We start from the raw sequence: 26,683 nt of genomic DNA, 5'->3' as shown, positions 1-26,683 counted from the left end.
CGCCGTTCTGTTTTTGATAACGCTTTCACTTACTATCATATAAGAACAAATCTTCGTATGCAACTAAAAATATTTATGTCTTATTATATTCTGCAAATTGAATTAAATTCCTATTTCACACTCTTTTCCCCCACATGTACCATTTCTTACTTTCTTATACAATCATACATACAAAGAAAGTTAATTGCTCTAATGAAAAATGTTTATCCTTTCAAGTTCGACCCACGTTATGCTTCTTTCCTTATGGCATATAATTCTTCTTAACCTAAAGAAATCCTTCATTAAAAAGGATTCCTTTTACATTTTATTACTTTTTAACCATTTCTCAAAAATTTGAATCATCCCATGCTTCCCAGCCAACTTCTCTTCTCCTTGTTTCGTTTTATATGGATATAGTTGTAAAAACACTCCACAACCAGATTCAATTTTTTTACTATGCATATGGCTACCTGGATATACACAAATCACTTCATAAATCGCTCTTCGCTTAAAAATTCGTTTGCCATTCTGTTCTTCTACATACTTAATGGACCAGTATTTATACATTTGCTCAGTTGCTTTCGTATTACCGACAGGCTGAAAAATATTGTACATAGGGCTGTATTTCACTTCGATAATAATAGAAGATTTATATACATACTTTTCTTCTTCCTTTACATAACAATCTAAACGAATATCCGGCTTCTTTGTGTCCTCTCCGTTATAAAAATTACTTCCTTTGCTTAGTGCAATAAGAGGGTGTGTTTCAATTAAATCATTAAACGCGACGTGCACTTTTATATCATCTCGATGTAATATCACTGTCGTTCCATCTTGTAATCCGTCTAAATAAAAATGTTCTTGTATTTGTTTACGGATAGGATTCTTATCTTCAAATCCGATTTGTTCTAATATAGAAATAACGATAAAAAAAGCGTAATATTCATACACTAAAAACGTTGGTTTATATACGAATAATAAAGATGGGGGTTGCTCTGTATGTTGCGGTAACAATTCTAAATGGTAGATTAATTGTTGATGCGGTATAGATAAAGTGTTCGAATTAATGGTAGCTGTTTCAGAAACTTCCCTCCAAAATGGAGAATACAATAAATTTCGAAAGTATTGCACGCTTTCATATACGATATGAGCTAATATTTTATATTCTTGTATTTTCACAGAACTTTTCCGTAAATCTGCTTCTTTCAGTAAATGTAAATTTCTATATTTTTGTTTTTCCCTATCCGTCACGGATCCATTTCGTTCAATCGTTTTCATAATTGTTTTAACAGCTTGAAATTCATCTGACTTTTTCTTCTTTTCTCCTTCTAGTATTTCAATAGTTTTACGTACAAAACTTTCTGCTTCAAGTAAATAATAATAGAATTGCATCGTTTTAAATTTAAGAAATGCATTTTCAATACTATTTTTTTTCTCCTTAAATTTACGGTTGTAATATTTCGCATAAAGCTTTCTTTCCGTCATAATGGCAGTTTTTCTCGTTGTCTTCCGCTCTTTCGTTTCCCATTCATATTCGTGTACAAATTCCGCATTCGATTCTACTTTCTTAAAAATTTGTTTTATTCTTTTCATTTTTTGTGGCAACTTTCTTAACAATACCAAATAAGAAGAATCTTCAATATCGCTAAGTGCTGAGAAAGTTTTCTTGTAATAACCTCTATCTAAAATTAACTCGTTTAAAATTGACTTCACATAATCTTGAATCATTTCAAATTGGTCATCAAAAAAGTTTTTAGGAACAACTTGAAACGCACCATAATAAGTTTTATCTTCTATACGCACTTCAAAATGGTATAAGCCACAGCGCCACGGATAAAAAAATTCAGTTTTTCCATGTTCATACACTAATACTCTTTGTTTTTTTTCATTTAATTCATATTGTGACTCTTTTATATTCTTTTGTCCCTCATATACTTTATTCCATATGAATGTAATATCCATTGGATTTTGATAATGGAAATGCAATTTCAGTGGTTTTAATTCCTGTACTTTATAAATACATTGAACTAATGCTGTAGTAGACGTACAAAGCCGGTTTAAAAGGATAAAATCGCCTTTCCCCTCAGTACCAATAATTAGCTTCAATACAAACGGGAGCGTTTCTTTCGTATCGACGATTGCTGTTTCATAACGCTCCTCATTTTGCATAGCCATACAGCTCCAGTTCTCTACGCTTTTGTCTTATATAAGCTAAAGAATGTTCAAATGTAGATACACGATTTGCAAGCGGAGACTGTAAAAGTGGTACCAATGTCGCTCCCCTTTTTGCTTCTTCAGAAAGTAGAGAGCCCACTGTCATTTCTGTCCCCCTTAATTTCGTTAATACACGTTGCTTTATTTGCAAATCAAAACCTTCTTCCCTGCTAATCATATAGGATTGATTATTTTGGAACGGTATATTTTGCAAATACGTAGCGATTGCGCTTGCACATCGGAAAGAAATTCCTTTTGATATATCGTGCGATGATAATACATCATGTAACTTATCCAATAACTCTAATTCCTCTTCAGTAAACACTTCGATCATCTCTTTATTCCTAAACCAATTGAGTCGAAATTCTCCCGTTGTTACTTTCAGCGGGGGTTGCTGAACAACTTTCTCATGTTCTATACTCATCTCGCAAAACGGAATTTTTTGTAATGTAATCAAATTTGTTCGATCTAATAATCGATCGGAAAGCTCTTTCGTCGTTTCATCAAAATTTACAGTGCCTACGAAAATAACATTCTCACCAATTTCCACTGAAGGTGGAATTTGATTTTCTATTTCTTGTACTTTCTCATACAAACTCAAAATACGATTTTTCTTTTCAAGTTGAAGCACGGATAAAAACGGAGTAAACCAATGCTCAATATGTGACATGTTCATTTCATCGAACACAATTATATACAATTGATTTGGGTTTTCTTTAGCCTTTAACAATGTCCGAACTAACTTTGTTTCACTTTCAATAAAATTACCATTCGGATGAAGATAACCGAGAATATCATGTGGTTCTTGATACGATGGTGAAATCGGAATCCAAATTAATTCTTCACCATAACGTAATCCAAGTGCTTCTGCATAAGCTTGCACAAAGCGTGATTTCCCAACACCTGGTATACCACCAACAATTGTTAACATATTGGTTTTAACACTAATGTGAAAATTATATATATCTGTATCATCCAAATATAGCCCTTTATTACGAACCATACTTTGTACATACTGCAAAAAAGAGGATTCACGCTCATCCCATTCCCAGTCCTCCTTTTGCATTTTAATATCTTCTACTTCAACTAACTTACCTTCTTCAACAATTCGTTTATTTAGTTGGTCATACACATTTTCACTTACAAAATATAAATGATCATCTACTGCTATTTCTACATGTTTCATCCACTCGTTTATTTCAATATATTTACATTCTTTTCTTTGCTCAAAATATGAAATTGAACTTATTGATGATTTTAACGATAAATTTCCATATAGCCTTCCTTCATGCCACAATAATTCTGGAGGCTCAAAGTCTTTTGGTAATTTAGGTATAAGAAATGATAAGTAACCGTTGCCTAACTTCCGTTCCAAAGACGCTCTCTTTTTATAATTTGAGACCTTTGGTGAAGGAATCAATTTATATGAGGATGCTATTTCCCGAGGCTCTTCTGTGCATATTAATTCCAGTAATAAATTTCCACGATCATAATAAAGACGAAACATAACCAGTTGCTTTTCTAATTTACGCTTCTTTAAATCAGTAAAGATTTTTTCATTCTTTTTATTACTGCATAATCCTTCAAACAAATATTTTCCAGTCGGAAATAACTCTTGTAAAGTTAAAGGTATTGGAGAAAGACATTGTACAAAGAAATTTTCCCCATTCTTCTCTCCCTCAGCTTTTGCAAACTTCCCAATAAACCTCATATAATACATTCGCTTTATAAAACTTGGATGAAGAGCTTTATGTAACTTCAACGTAGTCACCTTCTTTTTTTCATACTATTCTTAGTGTATGAACTACAATCTAAAACTAGAAATAAAAAACCTGACGTCATCCGTCAGGTTCAAAATTAAAACGTATATTAATGAGAAGGAAATGCTTTTTTTTCTTGTAAAATGGCATTATGAGCGATTTTCATTTTAGCAAGTACGTACCGTAATCGATCTTCGGCATTTTCATCTTTATTTTGTTGCAAACTCGCCAAATTCTCTACAGAACTAGCTAAATTTTCAATCACGCCTCGAAGTTCAGGATGATGATTAAAAAAAGATTCTTGTACTAATACTTTCCTTAAATCACTAGCTAAATCCATAATTCTAGACAACTGTTCTTTTTCTTCCATTTTCATCCCTCCTGAATATCTTATGTATTAAATATTCTCTAGACAAGGAAAAAAGCCCTTTAAATTAAAAGGACTTTTACATTTTTATATTTCCTGTCAGCAACATATAAAGTGATGTGATAGCTGCAATAACAATTGCCCACATCACATATCTCTCTATACCTACAAAACAACGATTCCCTTTTTCTTTTCTTGCAAAAACGTACACGATAATCCCGATTCCATATACAATTGAAACAAGTAATAAATTCTTTAAACCAGCTGCATAAATGAGCCATACAGAATATACACAAGCAATTAAAGCTAATAAGCCATTTTTTACTCTCGCAACTTTCAGCTCTTTCGTAATGACTAATTTCAATTGAAATAGCGCTGATAATAAATACGGTAATAAAATTGATGTTGACGCAATAAAATACATAATTTGATATGTCGATTCTGAAAACAGAACGATTATAAATATAATTTGGGCAACGATATTTGAAATCCATAATGCCATATGCGGTGTTTGCTTCTTATTTGTTTTCGTAAAGACTTTCGGAAACACGCCATCTTTTCCTGCTACATGCGAAATTTCAGAAACAAGTAAAAACCAACCAATCAATGTCCCTACAAGTGAAGCAACTAAACCGATGTTAATCGCAACTGCCCCCCATGGTCCAACAACATGTTCTAATACATGTCCCATTGAAGGAGTTTCTAAAACCGAAAGTTCATTTCTCGTCATAGCTCCCATTGACAGAACAGAAATTAAAATATAAATAGACATAACTAAAATTAACCCAAGTACTGTCGCTTTTCCAACATCTCTGCTATTTTTAGCTCTTCCTGATAATACAACTGCTCCTTCAACCCCAATGAACACCCAAAGAGTTACAAGCATTGTATTTTTCACTTGACCTAGTACAGAGGAAACTGAGATTGTTCCTTCGCCCCAAAAGTCATGTGTAAATGTATCCCAGCGAAACGCCGTTACCATCACAACAATAAATAATAAGATCGGAACTAATTTCCCAATTGTTGCGATAACATTCATAATGGACGCTTCACGAATTCCAAATAAAATAAGAAAATGAAGTGTCCATAATAAAAGAGAGGCACCAACGATAGACGCAATATTATTCCCTCCTTTAAAAATCGGGAAGAAATAACCTAATGTGCTAAACAACAACATAATTGTTGCGACATTTCCTAAAATTCCTGCCAGCCAGTACCCCCACGCACTGTTAAAACCAATATATTCACCGAAACCAGCTCGTGCATAACTATAAATTCCGCCCTCAAGCTCCGGTTTTTGTCTTGCTAACGTTTGATATACGAGCGCAAGCGGAATCATTCCCATCGCTGTAATACACCAACCAATTATTGTTGCACCACTATTTGCTCCTACTGCTAAATCATGCGGTAAACTAAAAACACCGCCACCAACCATTGTTCCAACTACTAATGCGATTAACGGAAAAAAGCCTAACTTCTTTTCTATTTGTACCACCCCATCTGTCATTCTAGGTGTTATGTTCGTTCAACTATTAAAGTCACCTTTTCTCTAATAGACGTTTCTCTTATATTTTTTCAGGAAAACATTACTTATTCTAAAATAAAATGAAGAAAAATGGAATACTTTTTTGAAAAAATGTATAAGTATGCACAAAATAACCGTTCATTTTGTAATGAACGGTTATTTTAAACATATAAAGTTGTATATTTCTTGTAAAATCAACGAAGTAAATTCTCTTTTTGTAAAAATTGTTTTGCTACTTCTTCACTACTTTTCCCATTCACATTTACTTCGTAATTCATTTTTCGCATTTCTTCATCTGTAATCTTTCCAGATAATTTATTCAATGTTTTTTCAAGCTCAGGATATTTCTGTAACGTCTCTTTTCTTAATAATGGCGCTCCTTGATAAGGAGGGAATAGTCCTTTATCATCTTTTAGCACTTTAAGTCCATATTGCTCAAGTTCACTATCTGTTGAATATGCATCGATTACGTTAACATCCCCCGATTGAATTGCGCTATAGCGTAGTTTCGGTTCCATCGTTTTAACATTTAAAAACTTATAGTTATATAATTTTTGCATACCTTTATAACCATCTTCACGATCAGCAAATTCTAATGTAAATCCTACCTTAGCTTCCTGTGCAATATTTCCTAAATCAGAAATTGTATTTATGTTATTTTGATCTGCTATTTTTTTCGGCATAGCTAGTGCGTATGTATTGTTATACTCCATTGGCTTTAACATAACCATATTAAATTTCTTTTCCATTCCCATACGAGCTTGTTCATATACTTCATCACGATTTGTACTTTTCGGTTCTTCTTTCACGAAAGTAGATAAAGCTGTTCCTGAAAATTCTGGGTATATATCTACTTCACCTGATTTTAACGCTTCAAATACAAATGCTGTTTTCCCAAGGCCTGGTTTTAATTCTACTTGTAAATCTGTATCCTGTTCAATAAGTTGCTTGTACATTTGAATTAAAATTTCTGGTTCAGATCCAAGTTTTCCAGCAATAACTATGTCTTTCTTTTGTGTATTCCAAAGAAATGGCGAAGCGATCATTACGACAACTATACATATCGTTAATATAACGCGCTTATATGAGCGTTTGGGCCTCTCAAGCATGCGAAGTACTATATCAAAGAATAAAGCGAGTAACGCAGCTGGTACGGCCCCTAAAATGATAAGCGCATGATCATTCCGATCGATACCGAGTAGTATGAGCTTACCGAGTCCACCAGCGCCTATTAAAGCAGCTAATGTAGCCGTTCCAACAATTAATACCATCGCTGTCCGAATACCAGCCATAATAATTGGCAATGCGAGAGGAAGCTCTACCTTCCATAATCTTCTCCAGCTATTCATTCCCATAGCTCTCGCCGCTTCTATAAGTGATTCATCTAATTCCCGTATTCCTGTATAAGTATTTCGCAAAATAGGTAATAGTGCATACACAACTAATGCGATAATGGCTGGAAGTTTTCCGATTCCTACTAATGGAATTAAAAGTCCAAGTAATGCAAGTGATGGCACCGTCTGCATAACAGCAGAAGTCCCTATTATAAATTCAGCCATCCGTTCTTTTCTCGTTAATAGAATGCCAAGAGGCACCGCAATAATTACTGCAAAAAATAATGAAATAAGCGATATTTGTAAATGTTCACTTAATGCACTTAGCAATTCTACTTTTCGTTCTTGAAACGTTTGAATAAAATCAGTCACTGTTTAGCCTCTCTCCTTCATTTGTTCAACAATGTAATTGACAATATGACGACTTGTTAACGCTCCAACATATTGACCATTTTCTTCAACCGGCACTGACTCTTCAGTTTGTAAGCGGACTAGCGCTTCTTGTAAAGTCGAATGTAAAGATAGAGCCTTCCCTTCTACTCGTATACCATTGTCTAGCGGCAATACCGCTTCTATACTCTTCCCCTCATACCAAGGTCGTCCACGATTTCCAATGAACTCCTCTACAAACTCATTTTTCGGATTATGTATAATACCTTCTGGTGTATCTAATTGAACAACTTTCCCTTCTTTCATTACACAAATGCGATCACCAAGTGATAAAGCCTCTTGCATATCATGCGTTACAAATACTATCGTTTTTTGAATTTTTTTTTGCAATTGCACTATATCCTGCTGAAGTTGTTCCCTGCTTAATGGATCTAACGCACTAAATGGTTCATCCATAAGAACGATTTTCGGATTTGCAGCTAATGCCCTAACGACACCAACGCGCTGCTTCTGTCCTCCCGACAATTCATCTGGCATACGATCACGATATACATCTGGTTCTAATCCAACCATATGTAACAGTTCATCAACACGCGTTTTTATTTTCTCCTTACTCCACTTTCTCATTTCAGGGACAACTGCAATATTTTCAGCAATTGTCATATGTGGAAACAGCGCAATCTGCTGCAACACGTACCCTATATTCCAACGCAGTTCGTTTATGTTATATTCTTGAATATCTTTTCCATCGATTAAAATTGATCCTTCCGTCGTTTCAATTAAACGATTAATCATCTTCATTGTCGTTGTTTTCCCGCAACCACTCGGACCAATGAGAACAAAAAATTCTCCTTTTTTAATTTCTAAATGCAATGAATCCACTACTTTTGTGCCATCTTCATACGCTTTTGACACATGATTAAATTGAATCACAGACACAACTCCTTTCATGTTGTTTCCTTTATTTTGATGGAATATAGAATTCATTTCAAATGATACGCTTTATTATACAAAAAAAGAGCTCTCATTTGAGCTCTAACGGTCGAACAATATCGTTTTCATAATTGCAGCATATTCACGCACATACGCTTTTTTCTTAGAACGACTCGGTGTTTCAGCAGCTAGTGCTTCCATCTTTATCCCTAAACGCTTTGCAATTATTTTCGTTCGATATAAATGATACGTATTACTTACAACTACCGCATGCTTTACATCATATAAATCCATACTAAACTTTAAATTTTCATACGTATTTGTAGAGCGGTCTTCAATTAAAATACGATTCTCATCTATACCATGTACCATTAAATAGTTTCGCATACTGTGAGCTTCCGGTATATCTTCATCTTCCCCTTGACCACCTGAAACAATTACTTTCACCTCAGAGTGAGAATATAAATATTCTAGCGCCACATCCAAACGGTTTTGAAGAGATAAAGAAGGCCTATCTCCAAATAACTTGGCACCTAATATAAGAACGTATGGAGAGTGATTACTCAATTTTTCACGAGCAACTTTATTCATTCGAAACGTCATATAAATGATGTATAGCGGAGGTAGTAATAAGATTATAAGCAATATCCATTTGTTCATAAATAAGTTAACACTCCCTTTCTTTTTATTATATAGAAAAAGAAAAGGAGGCAGAAGTATTTTTTAAACAATTGATTTATTAGACACATTCGCTTTCATTTTACGTTTTGAAATTACATAATAAAAAGCAATCCCTAATGATAAGATCAATATAAAGCTTAGTACGTAAAACGGGATCATTACCCCGGCTTTAGATACGCCTGCCGTAAACAACATTAATAATACAATTCGAATTCCTGTACCAATTAGTCGAAATAAGCTGTCCACACGTCCCATTAATTCATTTGGGATTTCTTCCATCATCAATACATTTCTCGCCACTCTCGTTCCAGCATTTCCAATCGCATGAAAAATCGCAAGTCCATATAATAACATAATGGAAGGCTCAATAATCATTGCGGTAATTGAAATTACATAAATAAACATCGTCATAACGATTGAAACTTCTATTTTGACATATTTCATCATGATTGGGATACTTATTCCCGCAATAACAGCCCCTACACCATACATCATACCTTCTATCGCGTATACAGAGGCACTAGCTTTGAGTATATCTGAAATATAAACTGGGATTAAATAATTTGCCATCATAACACCGATAAACGGCATATAAGTGGCAATTAAAAACCAAAAGAACTTAGGACGTTTTTTCATAAAATGAATACCTTCGAACAATTGCTTCTTAAATGTTACTTTCCGTTTTACTTCTTTTTTCTTTACATACGGTATACATAAGAAAAGAAAAAATGCTCCTGCAAAAGTTAACATATCTACTAACAAAATCCATTTCAAAGAAACGATCTCAATTAGAAAGCTAGCAGCCGCTCCTGAAATAACTTGTGTTAATTGTCCTTGTATTTCCATCGTGCCACTTAAACTTTTATAATGTTCAGATTGAAATATTTCTTGGTTGAATGCAAAAATTGTAGGATAGAATAATAGATAATAGAAAGAACCTGCTATATAAATAATGATGTAATGAATAGAATTATATGATTGCCCAGCAAATCCCCAAATAGCCATCATTCCTATAATCGCTATCCCAATACCTTCGTTACATAACAACAACGATTTTCTTGAAAAACGATCTATACTTTGCCCAATAAATGGCGTTAATAAAAACATTATGAGAGTCGCAACGATAGAAACATAACCAAACGTTGTATCTCCTCCACTTTCCTTAATTAACAACCACGGAATCGTTATCATAACAATCCCGGAACCAATAGCGGATAAACTATTGGCTCCTAGAATGTAATACAAGCGAGAATCATGATAAAGAGAGGACATATCACTCAACTCCTAATTGTTTTTTCACCTCTTTATATACACTCATATATGCTTTTAATTCTTTAACTAAATCATGAATTAATGGTTTTGCATCTTCTCCAAGTTCACCATCTTGCACATGTAATCCATCAAGCACGACTTGTTTTGGAATTGCGTTTGCGTAAACGCCTCTAGTAACAATGCGCATACTATTTAATGCGTTAATTCCCCCTTTACCTCCTCCAGCAACTGCTAGCAATGCGACAGGTTTATGGATGAATTCACTGCTACTTAAGTAATCTAACGAATTTTTCAGCGCTCCGCTCATCGCATTATGATATTCTGGTGTACATAGTACTACACCGTCTGCAGCTTTCACTAAAGCTTTTAATTTTTTTACTGCCTCTAATTCACGTTGTGATTCTTCTCCATTATATAAAGGCAATTCCGCTACTGCTAAATCGTATAACTCCCCTTCAAATTGCTCTGCAATATATTTTGCCACAACGCGAGTTCTTCCAAACTTTCTTGGTGTACCATTAATTACGACTAGTTTCATAATCATTTCTCCCCTTTGTTTTCAAATTCTACCTTTATATTATCAGAAATTTCTATACAAAATACAGTAAAAAGAGGTAAAAGCCTTCATAAAATAGTATGAGAAATAAAAAAAGAACTCATACTTTCGTATGAGTTTCACAAAACTAATTTTTCACAACCTCATGTCCACCGAATTGATTACGAAGAGCTGAGACAACTTTCCCATGGAATGTATCATCTTCTTGAGAACGGTAGCGCATAAATAATGACATTGCGATAACTGGTGCCGCTGCTTGTAGTTCAAGCGCAGTTTCAACAGTCCATTTCCCTTCTCCTGAAGAGTTCATTACCCCTTTAATACCATCAAGTTTTGGATCATCTGCAAATGCCTTTTCAGTTAAGTCCATTAACCAACCACGGATAACCGATCCATTTGCCCATACTTTTGCAACATCTTCATAATTGAAATCAAAATCACTTTTATCTAACACTTCAAATCCTTCAGCGATTGCTTGCATCATTCCATATTCAATACCGTTATGAACCATTTTTAAGAAATGACCACTTCCAACGCGGCCTGCATAAGAATAACCGTTTTCTACTGCTAAGTCTTTAAATAACGGTTCTAATTGATCATAGATTTCTTTTTCTCCACCAACCATTAAGCACGCACCGAATCTAGCTCCTTCTACACCACCTGATGTACCGATATCTACGTAATGTAAGCCAAAGCTTTTCGCTTCTTCAGCACGGCGCAACGTATCCTTATAGAATGAATTTCCACCTTCAATAACGATATCGCCTTCCTCTAATAATGGATATACATCTTTTAGTACTGACTCAACAACTTCTCCTGCAGGTACCATTACCCAAATTGTACGAGGTGCTTCTAGTTCAGCGATCATTTCTTTTAATGTATGACGTGCAGTAATCCCTAGTTTTCCTGCCTTTTCAACAAGCTCATTATTTACATCGTATACAACTACTTCATGCTTGTCTTCATGTAAGTGTTCAGCTAACGGGAATCCCATTTTTCCTAATCCAATTAAACCTAGTTTCATATTAATCAATCTCCCATTCTATACAAATATATTTAATAACGAAATTAGTCCAAGTGCTACAACAGATAGTATTGTCTCCATTGCAGTCCATGTTAATAATGTTTCTTTCACAGTCATTCCGAAATACTCTTTAATCATCCAAAATCCAGAATCGTTCACATGTGATAATATTAATGACCCTGCTCCTGTTGCAAGTGCCAGTAACTCTACATTCACTCCTGGTGTACTTGCCGCAATCGGTGCCACTATTCCTGCTGCTGTCATCATGGAAACAGTAGCAGAGCCAGTCGCGATTCGAATAAGTGCAGCAATTCCCCACCCTAATAATATTGGTGAAATATGTGATTCTTTCGCCATCTCCGCAATTGTAGTTCCAATTCCAGAATCTAATAACACTTTATTAAAGGCGCCACCTGCACCGATAACTAACAGTATGTTTGCAATTGGGCCTAAACAATCATTTGTGACTTGTAAGACTTTGTCTTTAGAAAACCCTTTTGCATAGCCAAGACTAAAGAAAGAATATATCGTTGCAATTAATAATGCGACTATTGGATCTCCAATAAAGTGCAATACTTGTGCAAGTTGGCTTGTTTTATTTAATGCTACTTCCGCTATCGATGCACCTAGCATAAGAAATACTGGAAGTAAAATAGTAAACAATGTATTTCCGAAGCTAGGAAGTTCCTTCTTCTTATCTCTTTCAATAAATTGCTCCGCTATATCTAATGGTACTTCTTTATGTATACGAGCACCGATCCATTTCCCGTAAAGCGGACCTGCAATTATTGCAGTTGGAAGTCCGACAATTAATGCATATAAAATTGTCTTCCCTACATCTGCTTTAAATATACCTACCGCTGCCATAGCTGCTGGATGCGGTGGAACAAGTCCGTGTACAACCGAAAGACCTGCTACTAGCGGAATACCGATTGTAATAAGTGATACCCCTGTTTCTAACGCAATTGTAAATACTAACGGAATTAATAGTACAAATCCAACTTGGAAAAATACCGGAATCCCTACTATAAATGCAACGAACATCATTGCCCAGTGAACACGCTTTTTCCCAAAACGTCCAATTAATGTGTTAGCAATTCGTTCAGCACCGCCAGACTCAGCCATCATTTTTCCAAGCATTGTTCCTAAAGCTAAAACAATCGCCAAAAATCCTAACGTATTACCAAGACCTAATTTAATAGAATCGATAATCCCTGGATGTTGTGGTGAAGTTCCAATTAAGGGCATCCCCATTGCTAGCCCTACACCGATTGCTGTTAAAATTAACGCGACAAATGGATGCCATTTTACTACCGTAATTAGTAAAAGTAATATGACAACAGCCGCTAGTATGATCCCAACTACCATTTCTCCCAATCCCCCTATTGTTTACGTTGGAAAGCAGCTATACAATCAAATTCTTCTTTCAAGCGATTGTAAAGTCGTTCATACATATAAAACATCTCTAAATATAAAGCCGTATTTTCTTTATTCGGTACATGGTGATGGACAATATCAATCCAATCCTTCACCTCTTCAAGCGAATCAATTTTCCCAATTGCATACAAAGCAAGTGCCGCTGCCCCAAGCGCAGATGCTTCATGACTTTCTGGAACAAGCAATTCTTTCCCCATCATGTCAGATAACATTTGTCTCCAAAATGCAGACTTTGCAAAGCCTCCTGAAACACGTATTTCAGAAAGTGGCCCCGTACAATCACGAATGGCAAGTGCAACTGAATACACACTCATACAAACTCCTTCCATGACAGCTCGTATGAAATGTTCACGTTTATGCTGAAGGTTTATACCGAAGAATGTACCACGAGCATTTGCATTCCAGTAGGGTGCACGTTCTCCAGATAAAAACGGTAAAAATAGCAATCCCTCTGCTCCAGCTGGTACACTTTCTGCATACTTAATTAATAAATCATAAGGATCAATCCCAAGCTTCCTTGCAACTTCTTGCTCTGGACTACCGAATTCATCACGTAGCCATCTTAATAAAATCCCGCCATTATTCGTCGGTCCACCGATTACCCAGTGCTCATCTGTTAATGCGTAACAAAAAGTTCTTCCTTTTTCATCTGTATTAACACTTGATGAAATTGTTCGAACTGCTCCACTTGTTCCAATCGTAATTGCAGCTGAGCCAGGTGATATTGCACCGACACCTACATTTGCAAGAACACCATCACTTGCACCAATAACAACGGGAGTATCCTCACTAATCCCCATCTTTTGTGCTAATTCCGGCTTCATTCCCGATAAAATATATGTAGTCGGTACAGGTGTTGATAATTGTTCTGGTGACATATTTAACATAGTTAAAACATCTTCATCCCAGTTTAATGTTTCTAAATTAAATAACCCAGTAGCAGATGCGATAGAATAATCAACTACATAGCGTGAGAACAATTGATAAATGACATACTCTTTAATAGAAATAAATTTATGAGCAGTTCTGAATAAATCCGATTCTTCTTCTTTCATCCACAGTAACTTAGAAAGTGGTGACATCGGATGAATTGGTGTACCAGTTCTTCTATAAATGTCATGACCATTCATTTGTTGTAAGAGTTTTTCTGATTGTTTTGTGCTTCGATTATCTGCCCAAATGATAGAGCGCGTTAACGGCGCACCGTTTTCATCTACTGCAATTAAGGCATGCATTGCTGTACTAATCCCGATAGAAGAAATATCTTCCGGTAACACATTACCCTTCTCGATGGCAACGCTTACAGTTTTGTATACAGCAGCACATATTACATCAGGATCTTGTTCCGCCCATCCGACGTTCGGTTGAATGATTGGATAATCAATTGCATGTGAAGCAACGACTTTTCCCTTTTCAGTGAATACAACCGTCTTCGTACTAGTGGTACCGATGTCAATCCCGATTACTCTCCCCCTTGTTTCCATGCGAATCTTCCCTTCGTTTCTAGCAAAATGCGATCTAGTAAACCGTTTACATGAATTAGTATATAAAATATTTTTTCGTAAATCAATATAAAAAAAGAAAATTTTTTTCATAATTAAATATAAATCTCTCTTTCCGTTCCACGCGCATACTAATTTTTGCTTTTCTGCATGGAAAGTTTGAATTACATTCTTTGTTGCGTGCAATCTAACTTCCTCTCATTAACACCACATACATATTCCTTCAATATTTTCTACGCATTACAGTTTATGGGGCATTAAACAAGAGTTGAAGAACTCTATTCACTCCTACTACAAACCGATTAAAACAAAATTAAAAGGCATGAATCCGGTTCAATACCGGACTCATGCCCAAAAATCTACCTTTTAATATTTAAAGAGATTCACACCAACGATGATTTAAACAAAGTGAATTATTTACAATCGCAATTACACTTGTGCTGTTTAAAATCGATTACCATACGGCCCTGAATCCTACCTTGTTCCATTTCTTCGAATACATCTTGTACTTCATCTAGTGGACAAGTTTGAACAACCGGCACTACTTTGCCTTCTGCACCGAACATAAATGCCTCCTCTAGATCCTTACGAGTACCTACTAGAGAACCAACTACTTCAATTCCGTCTAATACAAGTCGTGGAATGTTTAAATCCATAGTTTCGACTGGTAAACCTACCGCAACTACTTTACCGCAAGCACGTACTGCATCAACTGCTGAGTTGAAGGCTACTTTAGAAACCGCTGTTACTACAGCAGCATAAGCGCCACCAAATGCCTCTTGAACAATCTTATCAGCAGGACCTTGAGTAATTGGATTGATAGTCATATCGGCACCAACTTCTTTTGCTAAGACTAATTTGTCGTCATTGATATCTACTGCAATTACCTTTGCACCAAATACATTTTTAGCATATTGGATTGCTAGGTTACCCAATCCACCACAACCATAGATTACGATAGGTTGACCAGGTTTAATGTCTGATACTTTAATAGCTTTATATGTAGTTACGCCTGCACATGTGATTGATGATGCTTGAGCAGGATCTAATCCTTCTGGTACTGTCACAGCATAATCTGCTGTAACGATACATTGTTCAGCCATACCACCATCTACTGTATAACCAGCATTTTTAACTTCACGACAGAATGTTTCTCTACCAGTTACGCAATATTCACAACGTCCACAAGATTGGAACATCCATGCAATACTTACACGGTCACCAAGCTTAAGTGAAGTAACATCATCAGCAATTTTCGTAACAATACCTACACCCTCATGACCAAGGATGCGGCCATCTGTATTACCAAAATCATGATTCGCAACGTGTACGTCAGTGTGGCAAACTCCACAATACTCTACATCTACTAACGCTTCGCCTGAGCATAACGGACGTAATTCTTTTTCAATAACTTCAATGTTTGCTTTGCTGTTTTTATTAACTACTACTGCTTTCATATGTGATCTCCCCTTTAGTGTTTTAGAGTTTTAATGAGTTCATCTCACAAATTCTATCCTCACTGTTTTGGCTAATTATTGTACCAAATTTAAGTGTTCAATCATCATTACAGGTTCATCATAACATGGAATTTTATAAACAAATTGCGAAATATTGAACAATATTCGAATTATTACATAAAGGATTTTTGATGTATTTAAAAGGAAAATCTGAAACTTTATTATATCTACATTTGAATTTATCAAGCTATTCTTTTGATTTTAAATGTGAAGTATATAGAGGTTAGAAAAAATGAATGGTTGTAAAGATGGGAGATTATGACTATAAGTAAAACGTTTCAAACAATTTTTTTGTAGTTCATCTTGGGGTATTTATTTTTCTTAGCTTGATTGTGATGGGATATCACCGATCGGGCTTTTACGGGCAGTTAATCTCCTACCTAACTTCCTCGCATATGCCTAATTTTGAGGCGGGAGTCTTACTGCCCGCAAAATAGCGGGATTAAACTAATTAAAACGCTAAAGATGAACATGTTGCATATTTCTACGGGCAAGTAGATCTTGAGGATATATCAACAAACTAAAAAGCTCTTCATTTGAAGAGCTTTTTATATTCGCTTCATTGAAATTGTTTCACGTATGCTTTGTAAATTTTGCAGTGTTTCCTCCTGTCGTTGCAACGACAAACCAACATACAAAGTATCTAATAAACTAAGCTGCGCTAATCGTGATGAACTTGCTTCTGTACGAAATTCAGTCTCACGCGTCGAAGTATATAGCGTTATATGAGCAAGTTGGCTTAATGCCGATTTTTGATAGCTCGTAATCGCAATAATGCGAGCTCCTCTTGCTTTTGCTACTTCTAATGCTTCCAGTAATCCTTTATTACTACCCGAATGAGAAATTGCAATGACCACTGCTTCTTTTGTCAGCAAGCCAGCTCCCATAATTTGAAAATGAGAATCCGTATGGGCAATACAAGAAATACCCGTTCTCATAAACTTATGATAAGCATCCATCGCAATAATACCCGACCCACCATTTCCATAAAACTCAATTCGTTTTGCTTCATTCAGCGCACTTACTGCCTGTTCCAACGCGTTATCATTTAACAAATGTAATGTATCTTGCAGTCCTGTAATATGTGAATGAAAAACTTTTTTAGCAACAGTGACCATATTATCTTCTACCGATACTTCCTCATGAATGTTTTGCATCGGGGTATGTACAATCTCACGAGCTAATGTAATTTTTAAGTCTTGAAACCCTTGAAAACCTAGGTGTTTGCATAAGCGGAATATCGTTGCTTCGGAACTACGCGTAACTTCCGCTAATTCCGTAATCGATTTATGTACAACATCTTGTGGATGTTTCAAAATATGTTCGGCAATACTTCGTAATTTCGGTGATAAACCATTTAACGAAGCCTGAATCTTTCCAATCCCACTTTTTGTACCAGGCATAGTGTATCTTCCCCTTCCATAGTAGCTTTATCCCGTATTAACGGGCAGTAAGACTCCCACCTCAAAATTCGATGAATGCAAGGGAGTTAGGTGGGAGATCAACTGCCCGTAAAAACCCGATTAGTTCAACTAATAATCAGTGGGGATGGCCCCCCCACTGATTAAAGTTTCACTTTATTGTACCTAATTATTGAAAGAAGAAAAACCTCTATTTGGCGCATCACTATACATTTTATTTGCTCCTATGTATTCTACCGTAACATATGACACAATTATTCATACTTATTTTTAGTTTTCCCCATGCTTTACTGCGTATAATGCAGCTTGTGTGCGGTCATCTACTTCCAATTTAGCCAATACGTTGGAAACATGTGTTTTAACCGTTTGTTCTGTAATATGAAGCACCGCTGCAATCTCCTTATTGCTTCTTCCTTTCGCAATTTCACGAAGTACTTCTTGCTCCCTTTTCGTTAACATGGAAAAAGGATTCTCTTTTTCTTTCTTGACTGCTGACTGCCCTAATAGCGCAGGTGTTACCTTTGGATGAAAATTCGTATTCCCTTGATATACCGCAACAATTGACGCAACGAGTTGATCTGGCTGCACCTCTTTTAATTGATAACCATCTGCCCCAGCTTTTAATGCTGGTAAAACGTAATCTTGTTCCGAAAAACTACTGAGCATAAGAATTTTTATTGTCTCGTCATATTGTTTTATACGTTTTGTCGCTTCAATACCGTCCATTATAGGCATTGATATATCCATTAAAACTACATCTGGCTTTTCTTTTTGAACAAATGTTAATGCCTCTTCGCCATTTTCTGCTTCTCCAATAATTTCAAATTCCTCTCTCGTTTTCAAAAAGAATACGAGTCCCCTTCGAACGATATGATGATCTTCTACAAGTAATAATTTAATTTCCACTGATGTTCTCCCTCTCAAACCGGTAATTGAATTTCTATCTTTGTCCCCTTTTCCGGTTCTGCTTTTATTCGAAAAATTCCCCTCATTAATTCAATTCGTTCTTTCATACTTTTCAAACCAAGTGCTGACTCTCTTACTTGATCCTGTATAAATCCTATTCCGTTATCTTCTATGTAAAAGTGCAGCTTATTATCTTCAATCCTTAAATAAACACATACTTTTTCACACGAAGCATGCTTTTTACAATTATGTAATGCCTCTTGGCTTATACGCCATAAAACTTCTTCTATTTCATCTTCAATTAAAACCATTCCATCAATTCGAACTTCCACTTGAATCCCTAACAGTTTTCCGTAATTTTGAATCGCTTCTGCTAAACCTTTCTCTAATCCTTCAGGCCTTAATTGCCAAATCAAAAGTGTCATCTCTTGCAATGCTTCCTGTGATAATTCTCCAATATAACTTAACATCTCTTGCAAGTCTCTATCCTTCGTCATATTTAGAGTCCCTTTCGCTGTTAGCATAATTGAAAATAACAATTGTTTAACGGAATCATGTAGGTCACGTGCAAGTCGATTTCTTTCAGCTACTACTACATATTTTCGTTCTTTCTCAACTAATTGAATACGTTGTATTGTCGTTCCAATTTGAAATGCAATCGCTTCTAATAACGCTAACTCTTCCTCAGAAAAATGTGTTTTATGGGGCGAGGCTACATTTAATAAACCAAATTTCTCTGATCCCGATCTTAGCGGGATTGTCGCATGATGTGTAACATCTTCTGTCTCGCCCCAATTACATTCAATCGCATCCTCTATTCGTTTACATTCAATAATATTTGTCGCTTTTTCCAATCTTCCATTCACAAAACGTTCTACACACCAACAATCTCCTTCACACATCGGCTTCTTTTCCTGCCACGTAAGAGCTGGGGGTAGGTTTTGGTCTACAAGCATACGATGCTTTCCACTTTCATCAATAAAGAATATCCACCCTGTTTGTAAATTCATAACTTGTAATAATGTATGTAACACTTTTCCTAACATTTCCTGTAAGTTTGTTGCTTCATTTAGTAACTCAGCAATTTCTTTTAATGCTTCTAAACGATGCATCTCTTTTTCATCTATGTTCATTCTCATCACCAACTATCATTATAACATTAAGAAATTTCTAAATACTACAAACAAAAAAAGAACTGAATTCCTTCAGCTCTTTTTTAGGAGATATCCCATACAGTTCATTCAAGTCTGCTGATTTGCAAATCTAAATTCTAAACCAAAACAGAAATTAGCTAGTTTTCATTAACTGTCTGATAAAGATTGTCCCACATGGATATTTTGTAAACTTTCAGTAGTAACGAACATATTCGCTGCTGGCATTTGTACTTGATTTTTATGGAACATAGACATTAATTCAAATCTTACTTGTCTAGAAGTTTCAAAATAATCTTCCGGTTTAATCAAACCTGTAATACAAAATTCATATCCAACATATTTAAGGTTAGGATTTAAGTCTGTAACACCAACATATTTAAATGGTTCAACAACCTCATCCTCTACTCTATAAAGACTTTGATCCAATTCTTCATTACACATAACACAGACCTCTTCTAACAATTCCTTAACTCTTGTAGGATCTTCCTGATAACTTACCGTGATGCGTTCAATAACTCGCATCCATCCTTTATTAAAATTTTGTATCGTTCTAATCTCTCCGTGTGGTATGGTAAGGAGTTTTCCTGACCATTCACGAATTTGCATAAAACGAATACTAATTTCCTCAATAGTTCCTGAATTTGTTCCGTTAAAAGTAACAAAATCGCCAACACGAAACTCTTTGTCCGCTAATCTTGCAAAGCCTAATATGACATCTTTTAGCATCTGTTGTGCAGCAAAACCGATGACAACTCCCGCTATCCCTGCGCCTGCAATAATACTTTTTATATCTACAAATTGACTAATTAAATATATGATCAGACTGATGATAATGATATACCTAAAAATAGATCGAATTACACTTTGAATCGTCTGCTCTACCTCTTCATCAAAAAAGCTTGATTTTCTAAAAAACCAATCAATAATGCGGTTTATGACAAAAGAAATAATCATAAGAACTAAAGCAAATAGTAAAAATCTTAAAAGTAAAAACTCCCTTACATAATTAAAAAACTCCTCAGTATACGTTAATAAACTCATCTATCCACTTCCTTACTAATGAAAATTTCATGCAGAGCTAATCTATTGTAAATACTTATTGATTATCTCAAAACTTGTTTTCAAAACATCTTTCATCCTGATCTTAAATCGTACTTTCTTAACTATGTATTTGTATTCATTGTTCATCTTCAACAATATAACCCTTTCATCAATCTTTCAACTTCAGATGTTCTTTTCTATTTACTATAAATATACCCTTTTTAATAATCTAAAGGGAGATTACAATAGAAATTTTTATAAACAACTTTGTAATACTCACCTCGTTCAAAGGAATACATTCACATAACACCGAATAGTTCATTTGATACTTTTTTCACGGAGGTTACAATTAATGGGATATATCGAAGAACTAAGAGAGATTGTTGGATCAAGGCCACTCAATTTAGCAGGAGTTGCTGTAGCTGTTTTAAATGATCAAGAACAAATATTACTACAACAAAGACGAAATGGCATGTGGGGTGTTCCTGGAGGTTTTGTGGAACTTGGTGAATCCACAGAAGAAGCCGGAAGACGAGAAGTGCTTGAAGAAACAGGTATTGAAATTGGTACACTTCAGTTAGTAAGTGTATTTTCAGGTAAAGAGTTTTTTGTGAAATTAGCGAACGGAGATGAATTTTATCCTATAACAATCGCTTACCTTTGCAAAGACATTAAAGGTGGCTTGCTAAAAGCTGATGGAGTTGAATCATTACATGTACAATTTTTTGATTTAAATGGGCTACCAGAAAACATTAGCCCGTTCATTAAAAAGTTAATTCAACAGCAAGTCGTCTCTATTTAAATGTGAAAAAGAGACCTTTTTGAAGGCCTCTTTTTTTCACTTCACTTCTGCATGTAAACAAGATTTAAAATGTCCAAGTGCATATTCATGTCCTTGCGCATTAAAAGATGCAACTGCTTTTTCATAAACCACAATTTGGAACCCTTTGTTATAAGCATCTACTGCTGTATGAAGGACACAAATATCTGTACATACACCTACAAGATGCACTTCCTCTATTCCTCTTTCTCTTAGCTTCATTTCTAAATCCGTTCCTGCAAAAGCACTGTAACGTGTTTTGTCCATATAGTATACATTCTCAGCATTTTTATATTTTTCGTATACATCTTGTAATTCACCAAACAAGTCTCTTCCATTTGTACCTGCTATATTATGAGGTGGGAATAACTTAGCTTCAGGATGATATACATCATTGTCTTCATGTTTATCGATCGCAAATACTACGTAATCACCTTTTTCAATAAATTGTTTCGTTACACTCACAAGTTCCTTCTCAATTTCTTGACCTGGTTTTCCGCAAGTTAAAGCACCTTTTTCAGCTACAAAATCATATGTATAATCAATATTTATAAGAGCTCTTTTCATAACTACAATCTCTCCTTCTTCTGTTTCACAGTAAACAATAGAAAATTTGTTATTACGACATCGTATGTACTATTCGACATTACAAATGAAATACCTACATTTCCCTCTCAATACTTACCTTAATCCGAGTTTATCCTACAATCGGTACACAATGACAAAACATACAGTTCCTATTATCAAGTCATGGATTTGATAACTTAACTTAATTTAGATACGAACAAACCGATTCACATCTTCAACCTCTTTCACTTTCGTAGTAGTAAAGAGTAATTTCTTACTATTCATACGTACTAGAAAGTGAAACAAATTATTCTCAACAACCTAATTCTATCCAAATTAAAAAGTACACTACTTTTGAGTAATGTACTTTTTTTCATATTAAGACGCAGGCTTCGTTTCAAACGTCGCTTGATTAAAGCTAATGACTTTTCCTTTCGGGTCATTGTTTTCAAACTGAGCTGCAGTAATCGTATGACTACCTGTCTCAAGTGTCTTTTCTTTTAATTGTACTGTTGTCTGTGTTGTACTAGTTACTTGATGTTTATCTGCAAATATTTGATCTACAAATACGAATGTTTCTTTATCGTTTTGAAAATTAGAAAGTTCTAATTCAACTTGCTGAATTAAAGTATCTTTTTTGATAAATACAGTCGGTATATTGCCATTTTCAGAAGTACCATCTGGCGTAGTTACTTTTACTTTCCCTTCCCCGATTGGCACCGCTCCTTCAGGAAATACGACCATATTCTCATCACTTGCATTTACAACTTGTTCTTCCTGATTTGACTGTGCATCTTCTTTTTCCTTTGGAGCACCACAGCCTACTAATAACAATACAGACAATCCAGTGATTATGAATTTCTTCAAAATTCATCCCCCCTGTTATTTCATTATAATTTATTATACAAAAATAACTTCTTAATTTTAAAACTAGTTTTTAACACTTTCATGAACAAATATTAGCTCGCTCACGATTACTGTACCATACTTTCATTTTAAGAACATTAATTTTTTTAAAGAAATAAATAGTAATTCCACCTTATTCATCATTTTAGCCCAATTCACTAAAGAAATATTCATTCAAAATAAAAAGACATTGGCATTTCAATGTCTTTTCTACATAACATTTAGAAAATAAATGTTGTAATCTCATCAACTTCTTTTCGAGAAAGTTTCTTCGGCCTATCTTTCGGAAACCCAAGTGAAATTACCATATTAATTTGTTTTCGAGGCTCAATTTGTAAATATTGTCGCAGTTCATCTTGAGCTAACAATACAGGTCCTGTCATTGGACAAGTGCCAAGTCCTCTCGCATGTGCAGCCAACATTAAGTTTTGTGCTGCTAGACAGCTACTCTTAATTCCTTCCTCTTCCCACACTGAATCAGGAACGAAGGCAATTGGATCAAATATCTTTTCACGAAACTTTGATTCATATGGTGTTGCCAAACATACGATTAATACTGGCGCCTCAGAGAAAGCTGTCGCATATGGACCGAAAGAACGTGTAAGTAATTTCCCTGCTTTCTCTTCTCCATTTTCTGCTGCCTTTGCCGCAAGTTTATGTAATGCATCCCATGTCATTTGTTCAATTTCTTTAATTTTCTCTCGATTCATAATGACCAAGAACTCCCACGTTTGTGAGTTCGTATCACTCGGTGCATAACGAGCACAATCAATAATTTCTTTTATATCACTAGTGGATACTTCTTGTTCTGTAAACTTTCTAACACTTCGTCTACCGTGAATTACTTCTTTAAAATCTTCATAATCCATACATTAAATCCCCTTTTTTACAGCGTTTTCAAAATTTGTCCTATGGTTGAATTATATCATGAAAAAAAGCTGGGGGAATACCAGCTTTTTCCCTCATTATTAATTTGTCACTTTAAACAAACTAATACTTTCTTCATATGCAGCTTGTAGTTTTTTCGTAATTGGTCCTCTTTCGCCGCTTCCAAACTTCTCATCACCAATTTGAACAACAGGGAATATTTCAAGTGGTGTCGCTGTATAGAAACATTCGTCAGCCTCGTATACTTCTTGCAATGAGAATTCACGCTCTTCTACTTCAATATGTAAAACTTTTGCTAATGTAATAACGTAGTGGCGAGTAATGCCGTGTAGAATGAAATTATCGGCCGGATGTGTAATTAATTTATTATTTTTCACCATAAAGAAATTCGAATGACACCCTTCTGTTACAACTCCATCTCGTACTAATATCGCTTCTTGATACCCTTGCTCGTTTATTTTATTTTTAATCATGATATTAGGTAGAAGGTTTAAAGATTTTATATGACAGAACTTCCAGCGTATATCCTCTTCTACAGTAACCTTTATTCCTTGTTCCATAGTAGTAGTAGGTCTTGGAAACGAAACAATATTCGCAAAATATGTTGGCTGTAAATCTTTTTCATACACATGATTTCGAGCTTGAGCTCCACGTGATATTTGAAGATATACATTCCCATCCTCTTGAAATTGATTTCTTTCAATCATTTGATGAAGTTCTTCAACTAACTCTTCCTTTGTAAACGGCGGAACAATATTTATTTCCCTCATAGATTTAAAAAAGCGTTCCAAATGTAAGTCTAATAAATGAGGCTTCCCATCGTATAGCCTAAATACTTCATATATGCCATCACCAAATTGGAGTCCTCGCTCTTCTAACGCAACCATTGGCTGTTCTTCTTTCGTATTTATAAGTCTTCCGTTAAACAAAATCCAATCTTTATGAGTAGCTTTCATTCCTTCCCACTCCTTTATTCCATGATTGGTTTTATTGTACAACTTATCCACACTTAAAAGAAGGAATTTTCTGTATTTAACTCAACAAAAAAGTACATCACCTATTTAAAGTGATGCACTCAACCATTCATTTATTTCAAAAAATATTTTTCAATATCATCTAGCATTAAGTTTGCAGCTTTAATACCGCCTGCTGTATTCCAAATTACTTCATCCACTTGGAATACTTTATTGTCTTTAGAAGCCTGTAGCTGCTTAAAGAGTGGGTCTTCTGTCCATTCTTTTGCTAACGTGGTTCCTTCGTTATTCTTATCTGCATCTTTATCAGATGTGAAGTAAAATAAGTAGTCCCCATCCATATTCGGAATTTGCTCTTTTGTAATTCCTTTTATCGCAAATTCATCTTTATCTTGTAGTGGTGGTCGCTTAAATCCAATATCATTTAAAACAACACCTGAGAATGAGTTTTTCTGATAAATCCGAACATCACCTGGTACGAAGCGAATAATAGAAACTTTAGAATTCAATTTATCTCCTAACTTCTCTTGTATTCCTTTAATACGTTTTTTATAATCTTCAAGAGCCTTTTGCCCTTCTTTTTCTTTATTTACAGCTTTTGTATAGAGCGTAAAGTTTTCCTTCCAATCCCCGCGCAATGTTTCAGCATATACAGTTGGCGCTATTTCGTTCAATTGCTCATATATTTTTTCATGACGCATTTTATTCCCGATAATTAAATCCGGCTTAAGCTTCATAACTGCCTCTAAATTAATATCACGCTCAGTTCCTACAACTTTCGTATCTTTTAACTCTTTCGCTAAATGAGGATACCATTCATCACCAGCACGTGGTTTTGTAGTTCCAACTGGCGTTACTCCGACAGCTAAAAGTGCCTCCGCACCTTCATTTGTTAAAACAACAACTTTTTTCGGTGTCCCATTTACTGTCGTTTCGCCCATTGCATGCTTGATACTATATGAATCTTTTGCCTTTACCGATGTATCGTTTTCTTTCTTCTCTTCTTTACCACACCCTGCGATTATGACCATTAGTAACATAATACAAAGTATAAGCATATTTTTAGTTCGTGTCATATGTCCCCCTAGTTGAAAGTGATTATCAATAACATTTAAAAGAGTAATGTATATCTTACATATTGTCAATACATATATCAGAAAACTTTTTAAATATATATAATTTAGACACTCTTCCCCATTCGAAATACATATATATCCGTCTTTAACCCTCATTTTTTCATTCGAAACATTTGAAAAATCAATGACCATAAGAAAGTAATTATTATTCCAGTCAACAAATAACATAAGTAATAAGTAATACAAAAACATGTCTCCATCTTATCATTTCAGCAATAAGATGGAGACATGTTCAATTATATTTTCAATATTGATTATATTTAATATATGATGGATCATTATACACCCACTGATTTCCACCAAGGTTCAACCAACCGTTTTGATTAATAAATACTAAATAAGATTCTGGTTTATTTAATTTACGAATAACTGAAGAAGA

Annotated in this window: 23 protein-coding genes and 1 pseudogene; 1 reads left to right on the top strand and 23 read right to left on the bottom strand. The window is 35.0% G+C overall.

The features are described 5' to 3' along the window. Positions 1–297: 297 nt before the first annotated feature. From V7038_RS02315 to V7038_RS02235, 17 genes are all read right to left on the bottom strand, one after another. Positions 298–2,148: a hypothetical protein gene (locus V7038_RS02315; RefSeq protein ID WP_002202124.1), complete on the bottom strand. Its 1,851-nt coding sequence runs from the start codon at positions 2,146–2,148 to the stop codon at positions 298–300. Then, positions 2,138–3,955, bottom strand: a complete 1,818-nt coding sequence (locus tag V7038_RS02310; protein WP_002202125.1) for an AAA family ATPase — start codon at positions 3,953–3,955, stop codon at positions 2,138–2,140. The genes V7038_RS02315 and V7038_RS02310 overlap by 11 nt, the downstream gene beginning before the upstream one ends. Before the next feature lie 107 nt (positions 3,956–4,062). After that, complete coding sequence (locus V7038_RS02305; protein WP_002085825.1) at positions 4,063–4,323, bottom strand: hypothetical protein; 261 nt, start codon at positions 4,321–4,323, stop codon at positions 4,063–4,065. Positions 4,324–4,399: 76 nt separating this feature from the next. Next, positions 4,400–5,827, bottom strand: a complete 1,428-nt coding sequence (locus tag V7038_RS02300) for a basic amino acid/polyamine antiporter (protein WP_002119048.1) — start codon at positions 5,825–5,827, stop codon at positions 4,400–4,402. 212 nt (positions 5,828–6,039) lie between these two features. Then, positions 6,040–7,551, bottom strand: a complete 1,512-nt coding sequence (locus V7038_RS02295) for an ABC transporter permease/substrate-binding protein (RefSeq protein WP_002119047.1) — start codon at positions 7,549–7,551, stop codon at positions 6,040–6,042. 3 nt (positions 7,552–7,554) lie between these two features. Further along, positions 7,555–8,502 carry an ABC transporter ATP-binding protein gene (locus V7038_RS02290; RefSeq protein ID WP_033714154.1) on the bottom strand — a complete coding sequence of 316 codons (948 nt, stop codon included), beginning with the start codon at positions 8,500–8,502 and terminating at the stop codon, positions 7,555–7,557. Between the two features lie 102 nt (positions 8,503–8,604). Continuing rightward, a complete protein-coding gene (locus tag V7038_RS02285; protein WP_002119043.1) occupies positions 8,605–9,162 on the bottom strand; it encodes a YdcF family protein in 558 nt (185 codons plus the stop codon). Between the two features lie 63 nt (positions 9,163–9,225). Further along, a complete protein-coding gene (locus V7038_RS02280; protein ID WP_002202128.1) occupies positions 9,226–10,455 on the bottom strand; it encodes an MFS transporter in 1,230 nt (409 codons plus the stop codon). Position 10,456: 1 nt separating this feature from the next. Continuing rightward, on the bottom strand, positions 10,457–10,993 hold the full coding sequence (locus V7038_RS02275; protein WP_070128322.1) for an NADPH-dependent FMN reductase: 537 nt from the start codon (positions 10,991–10,993) through the stop codon (positions 10,457–10,459). A 145-nt stretch (positions 10,994–11,138) separates the two neighbouring features. Further along, positions 11,139–12,035 (bottom strand): phosphogluconate dehydrogenase (NAD(+)-dependent, decarboxylating), encoded by an 897-nt coding sequence (gene gnd, locus V7038_RS02270; RefSeq protein ID WP_002202129.1) that lies wholly within the window; start codon positions 12,033–12,035, stop codon positions 11,139–11,141. Positions 12,036–12,053: 18 nt separating this feature from the next. Next, on the bottom strand, positions 12,054–13,403 hold the full coding sequence (locus V7038_RS02265) for a GntP family permease (protein WP_002157986.1): 1,350 nt from the start codon (positions 13,401–13,403) through the stop codon (positions 12,054–12,056). A 14-nt stretch (positions 13,404–13,417) separates the two neighbouring features. Continuing rightward, positions 13,418–14,956, bottom strand: a complete 1,539-nt coding sequence (gene gntK / locus V7038_RS02260) for a gluconokinase (protein WP_002157987.1) — start codon at positions 14,954–14,956, stop codon at positions 13,418–13,420. 431 nt (positions 14,957–15,387) lie between these two features. After that, on the bottom strand, positions 15,388–16,431 hold the full coding sequence (gene adhP / locus V7038_RS02255; protein ID WP_070128319.1) for an alcohol dehydrogenase AdhP: 1,044 nt from the start codon (positions 16,429–16,431) through the stop codon (positions 15,388–15,390). 608 nt (positions 16,432–17,039) lie between these two features. After that, complete coding sequence (locus V7038_RS02250) at positions 17,040–17,894, bottom strand: MurR/RpiR family transcriptional regulator (protein WP_070139237.1); 855 nt, start codon at positions 17,892–17,894, stop codon at positions 17,040–17,042. Positions 17,895–18,182: 288 nt separating this feature from the next. Next, positions 18,183–18,818: a response regulator gene (locus V7038_RS02245; protein WP_070128317.1), complete on the bottom strand. Its 636-nt coding sequence runs from the start codon at positions 18,816–18,818 to the stop codon at positions 18,183–18,185. 14 nt (positions 18,819–18,832) lie between these two features. Further along, positions 18,833–19,930 carry a GAF domain-containing sensor histidine kinase gene (locus V7038_RS02240; RefSeq protein WP_223260363.1) on the bottom strand — a complete coding sequence of 366 codons (1,098 nt, stop codon included), beginning with the start codon at positions 19,928–19,930 and terminating at the stop codon, positions 18,833–18,835. A 189-nt stretch (positions 19,931–20,119) separates the two neighbouring features. Continuing rightward, positions 20,120–21,013 carry a mechanosensitive ion channel family protein gene (locus tag V7038_RS02235; protein WP_070128316.1) on the bottom strand — a complete coding sequence of 298 codons (894 nt, stop codon included), beginning with the start codon at positions 21,011–21,013 and terminating at the stop codon, positions 20,120–20,122. A gap of 352 nt (positions 21,014–21,365) precedes the next feature. Between V7038_RS02235 and V7038_RS02230 the strand changes: the two genes are divergently transcribed. Then, positions 21,366–21,815 carry an NUDIX hydrolase gene (locus tag V7038_RS02230; RefSeq protein ID WP_070128315.1) on the top strand — a complete coding sequence of 150 codons (450 nt, stop codon included), beginning with the start codon at positions 21,366–21,368 and terminating at the stop codon, positions 21,813–21,815. 36 nt (positions 21,816–21,851) lie between these two features. Here V7038_RS02230 and V7038_RS02225 read toward each other — a convergent pair whose 3' ends face one another. The 6 genes and pseudogenes from V7038_RS02225 to V7038_RS02200 all read right to left on the bottom strand — a co-directional run. Further along, a complete protein-coding gene (locus V7038_RS02225; protein ID WP_070139236.1) occupies positions 21,852–22,400 on the bottom strand; it encodes a cysteine hydrolase family protein in 549 nt (182 codons plus the stop codon). A 378-nt stretch (positions 22,401–22,778) separates the two neighbouring features. Continuing rightward, positions 22,779–23,267, bottom strand: coding sequence for a hypothetical protein (locus tag V7038_RS02220; protein ID WP_002157997.1), 489 nt, complete (start codon positions 23,265–23,267; stop codon positions 22,779–22,781). A gap of 260 nt (positions 23,268–23,527) precedes the next feature. Further along, positions 23,528–24,175, bottom strand: a complete 648-nt coding sequence (locus V7038_RS02215) for a nitroreductase family protein (protein ID WP_002202139.1) — start codon at positions 24,173–24,175, stop codon at positions 23,528–23,530. A 99-nt stretch (positions 24,176–24,274) separates the two neighbouring features. After that, positions 24,275–25,150 (bottom strand): D-amino-acid transaminase, encoded by an 876-nt coding sequence (gene dat / locus V7038_RS02210; protein ID WP_070128312.1) that lies wholly within the window; start codon positions 25,148–25,150, stop codon positions 24,275–24,277. Positions 25,151–25,281: 131 nt separating this feature from the next. Then, on the bottom strand, positions 25,282–26,244 hold the full coding sequence (locus V7038_RS02205; RefSeq protein ID WP_070170106.1) for an ABC transporter substrate-binding protein: 963 nt from the start codon (positions 26,242–26,244) through the stop codon (positions 25,282–25,284). A 304-nt stretch (positions 26,245–26,548) separates the two neighbouring features. Beyond that, positions 26,549–26,683, bottom strand: a pseudogene (locus V7038_RS02200) (N-acetylmuramoyl-L-alanine amidase); the annotation flags it as partial.

The sequence above is a fragment of the Bacillus sp. JJ783 genome (genome assembly GCF_036963225.1).
GTDB classification, from domain to species: domain Bacteria; phylum Bacillota; class Bacilli; order Bacillales; family Bacillaceae_G; genus Bacillus_A; species Bacillus_A cereus_U.
The sequence above is the reverse complement of the archived record's forward strand: the minus strand, read 5'-3'. Positions and strand labels throughout refer to the sequence as shown.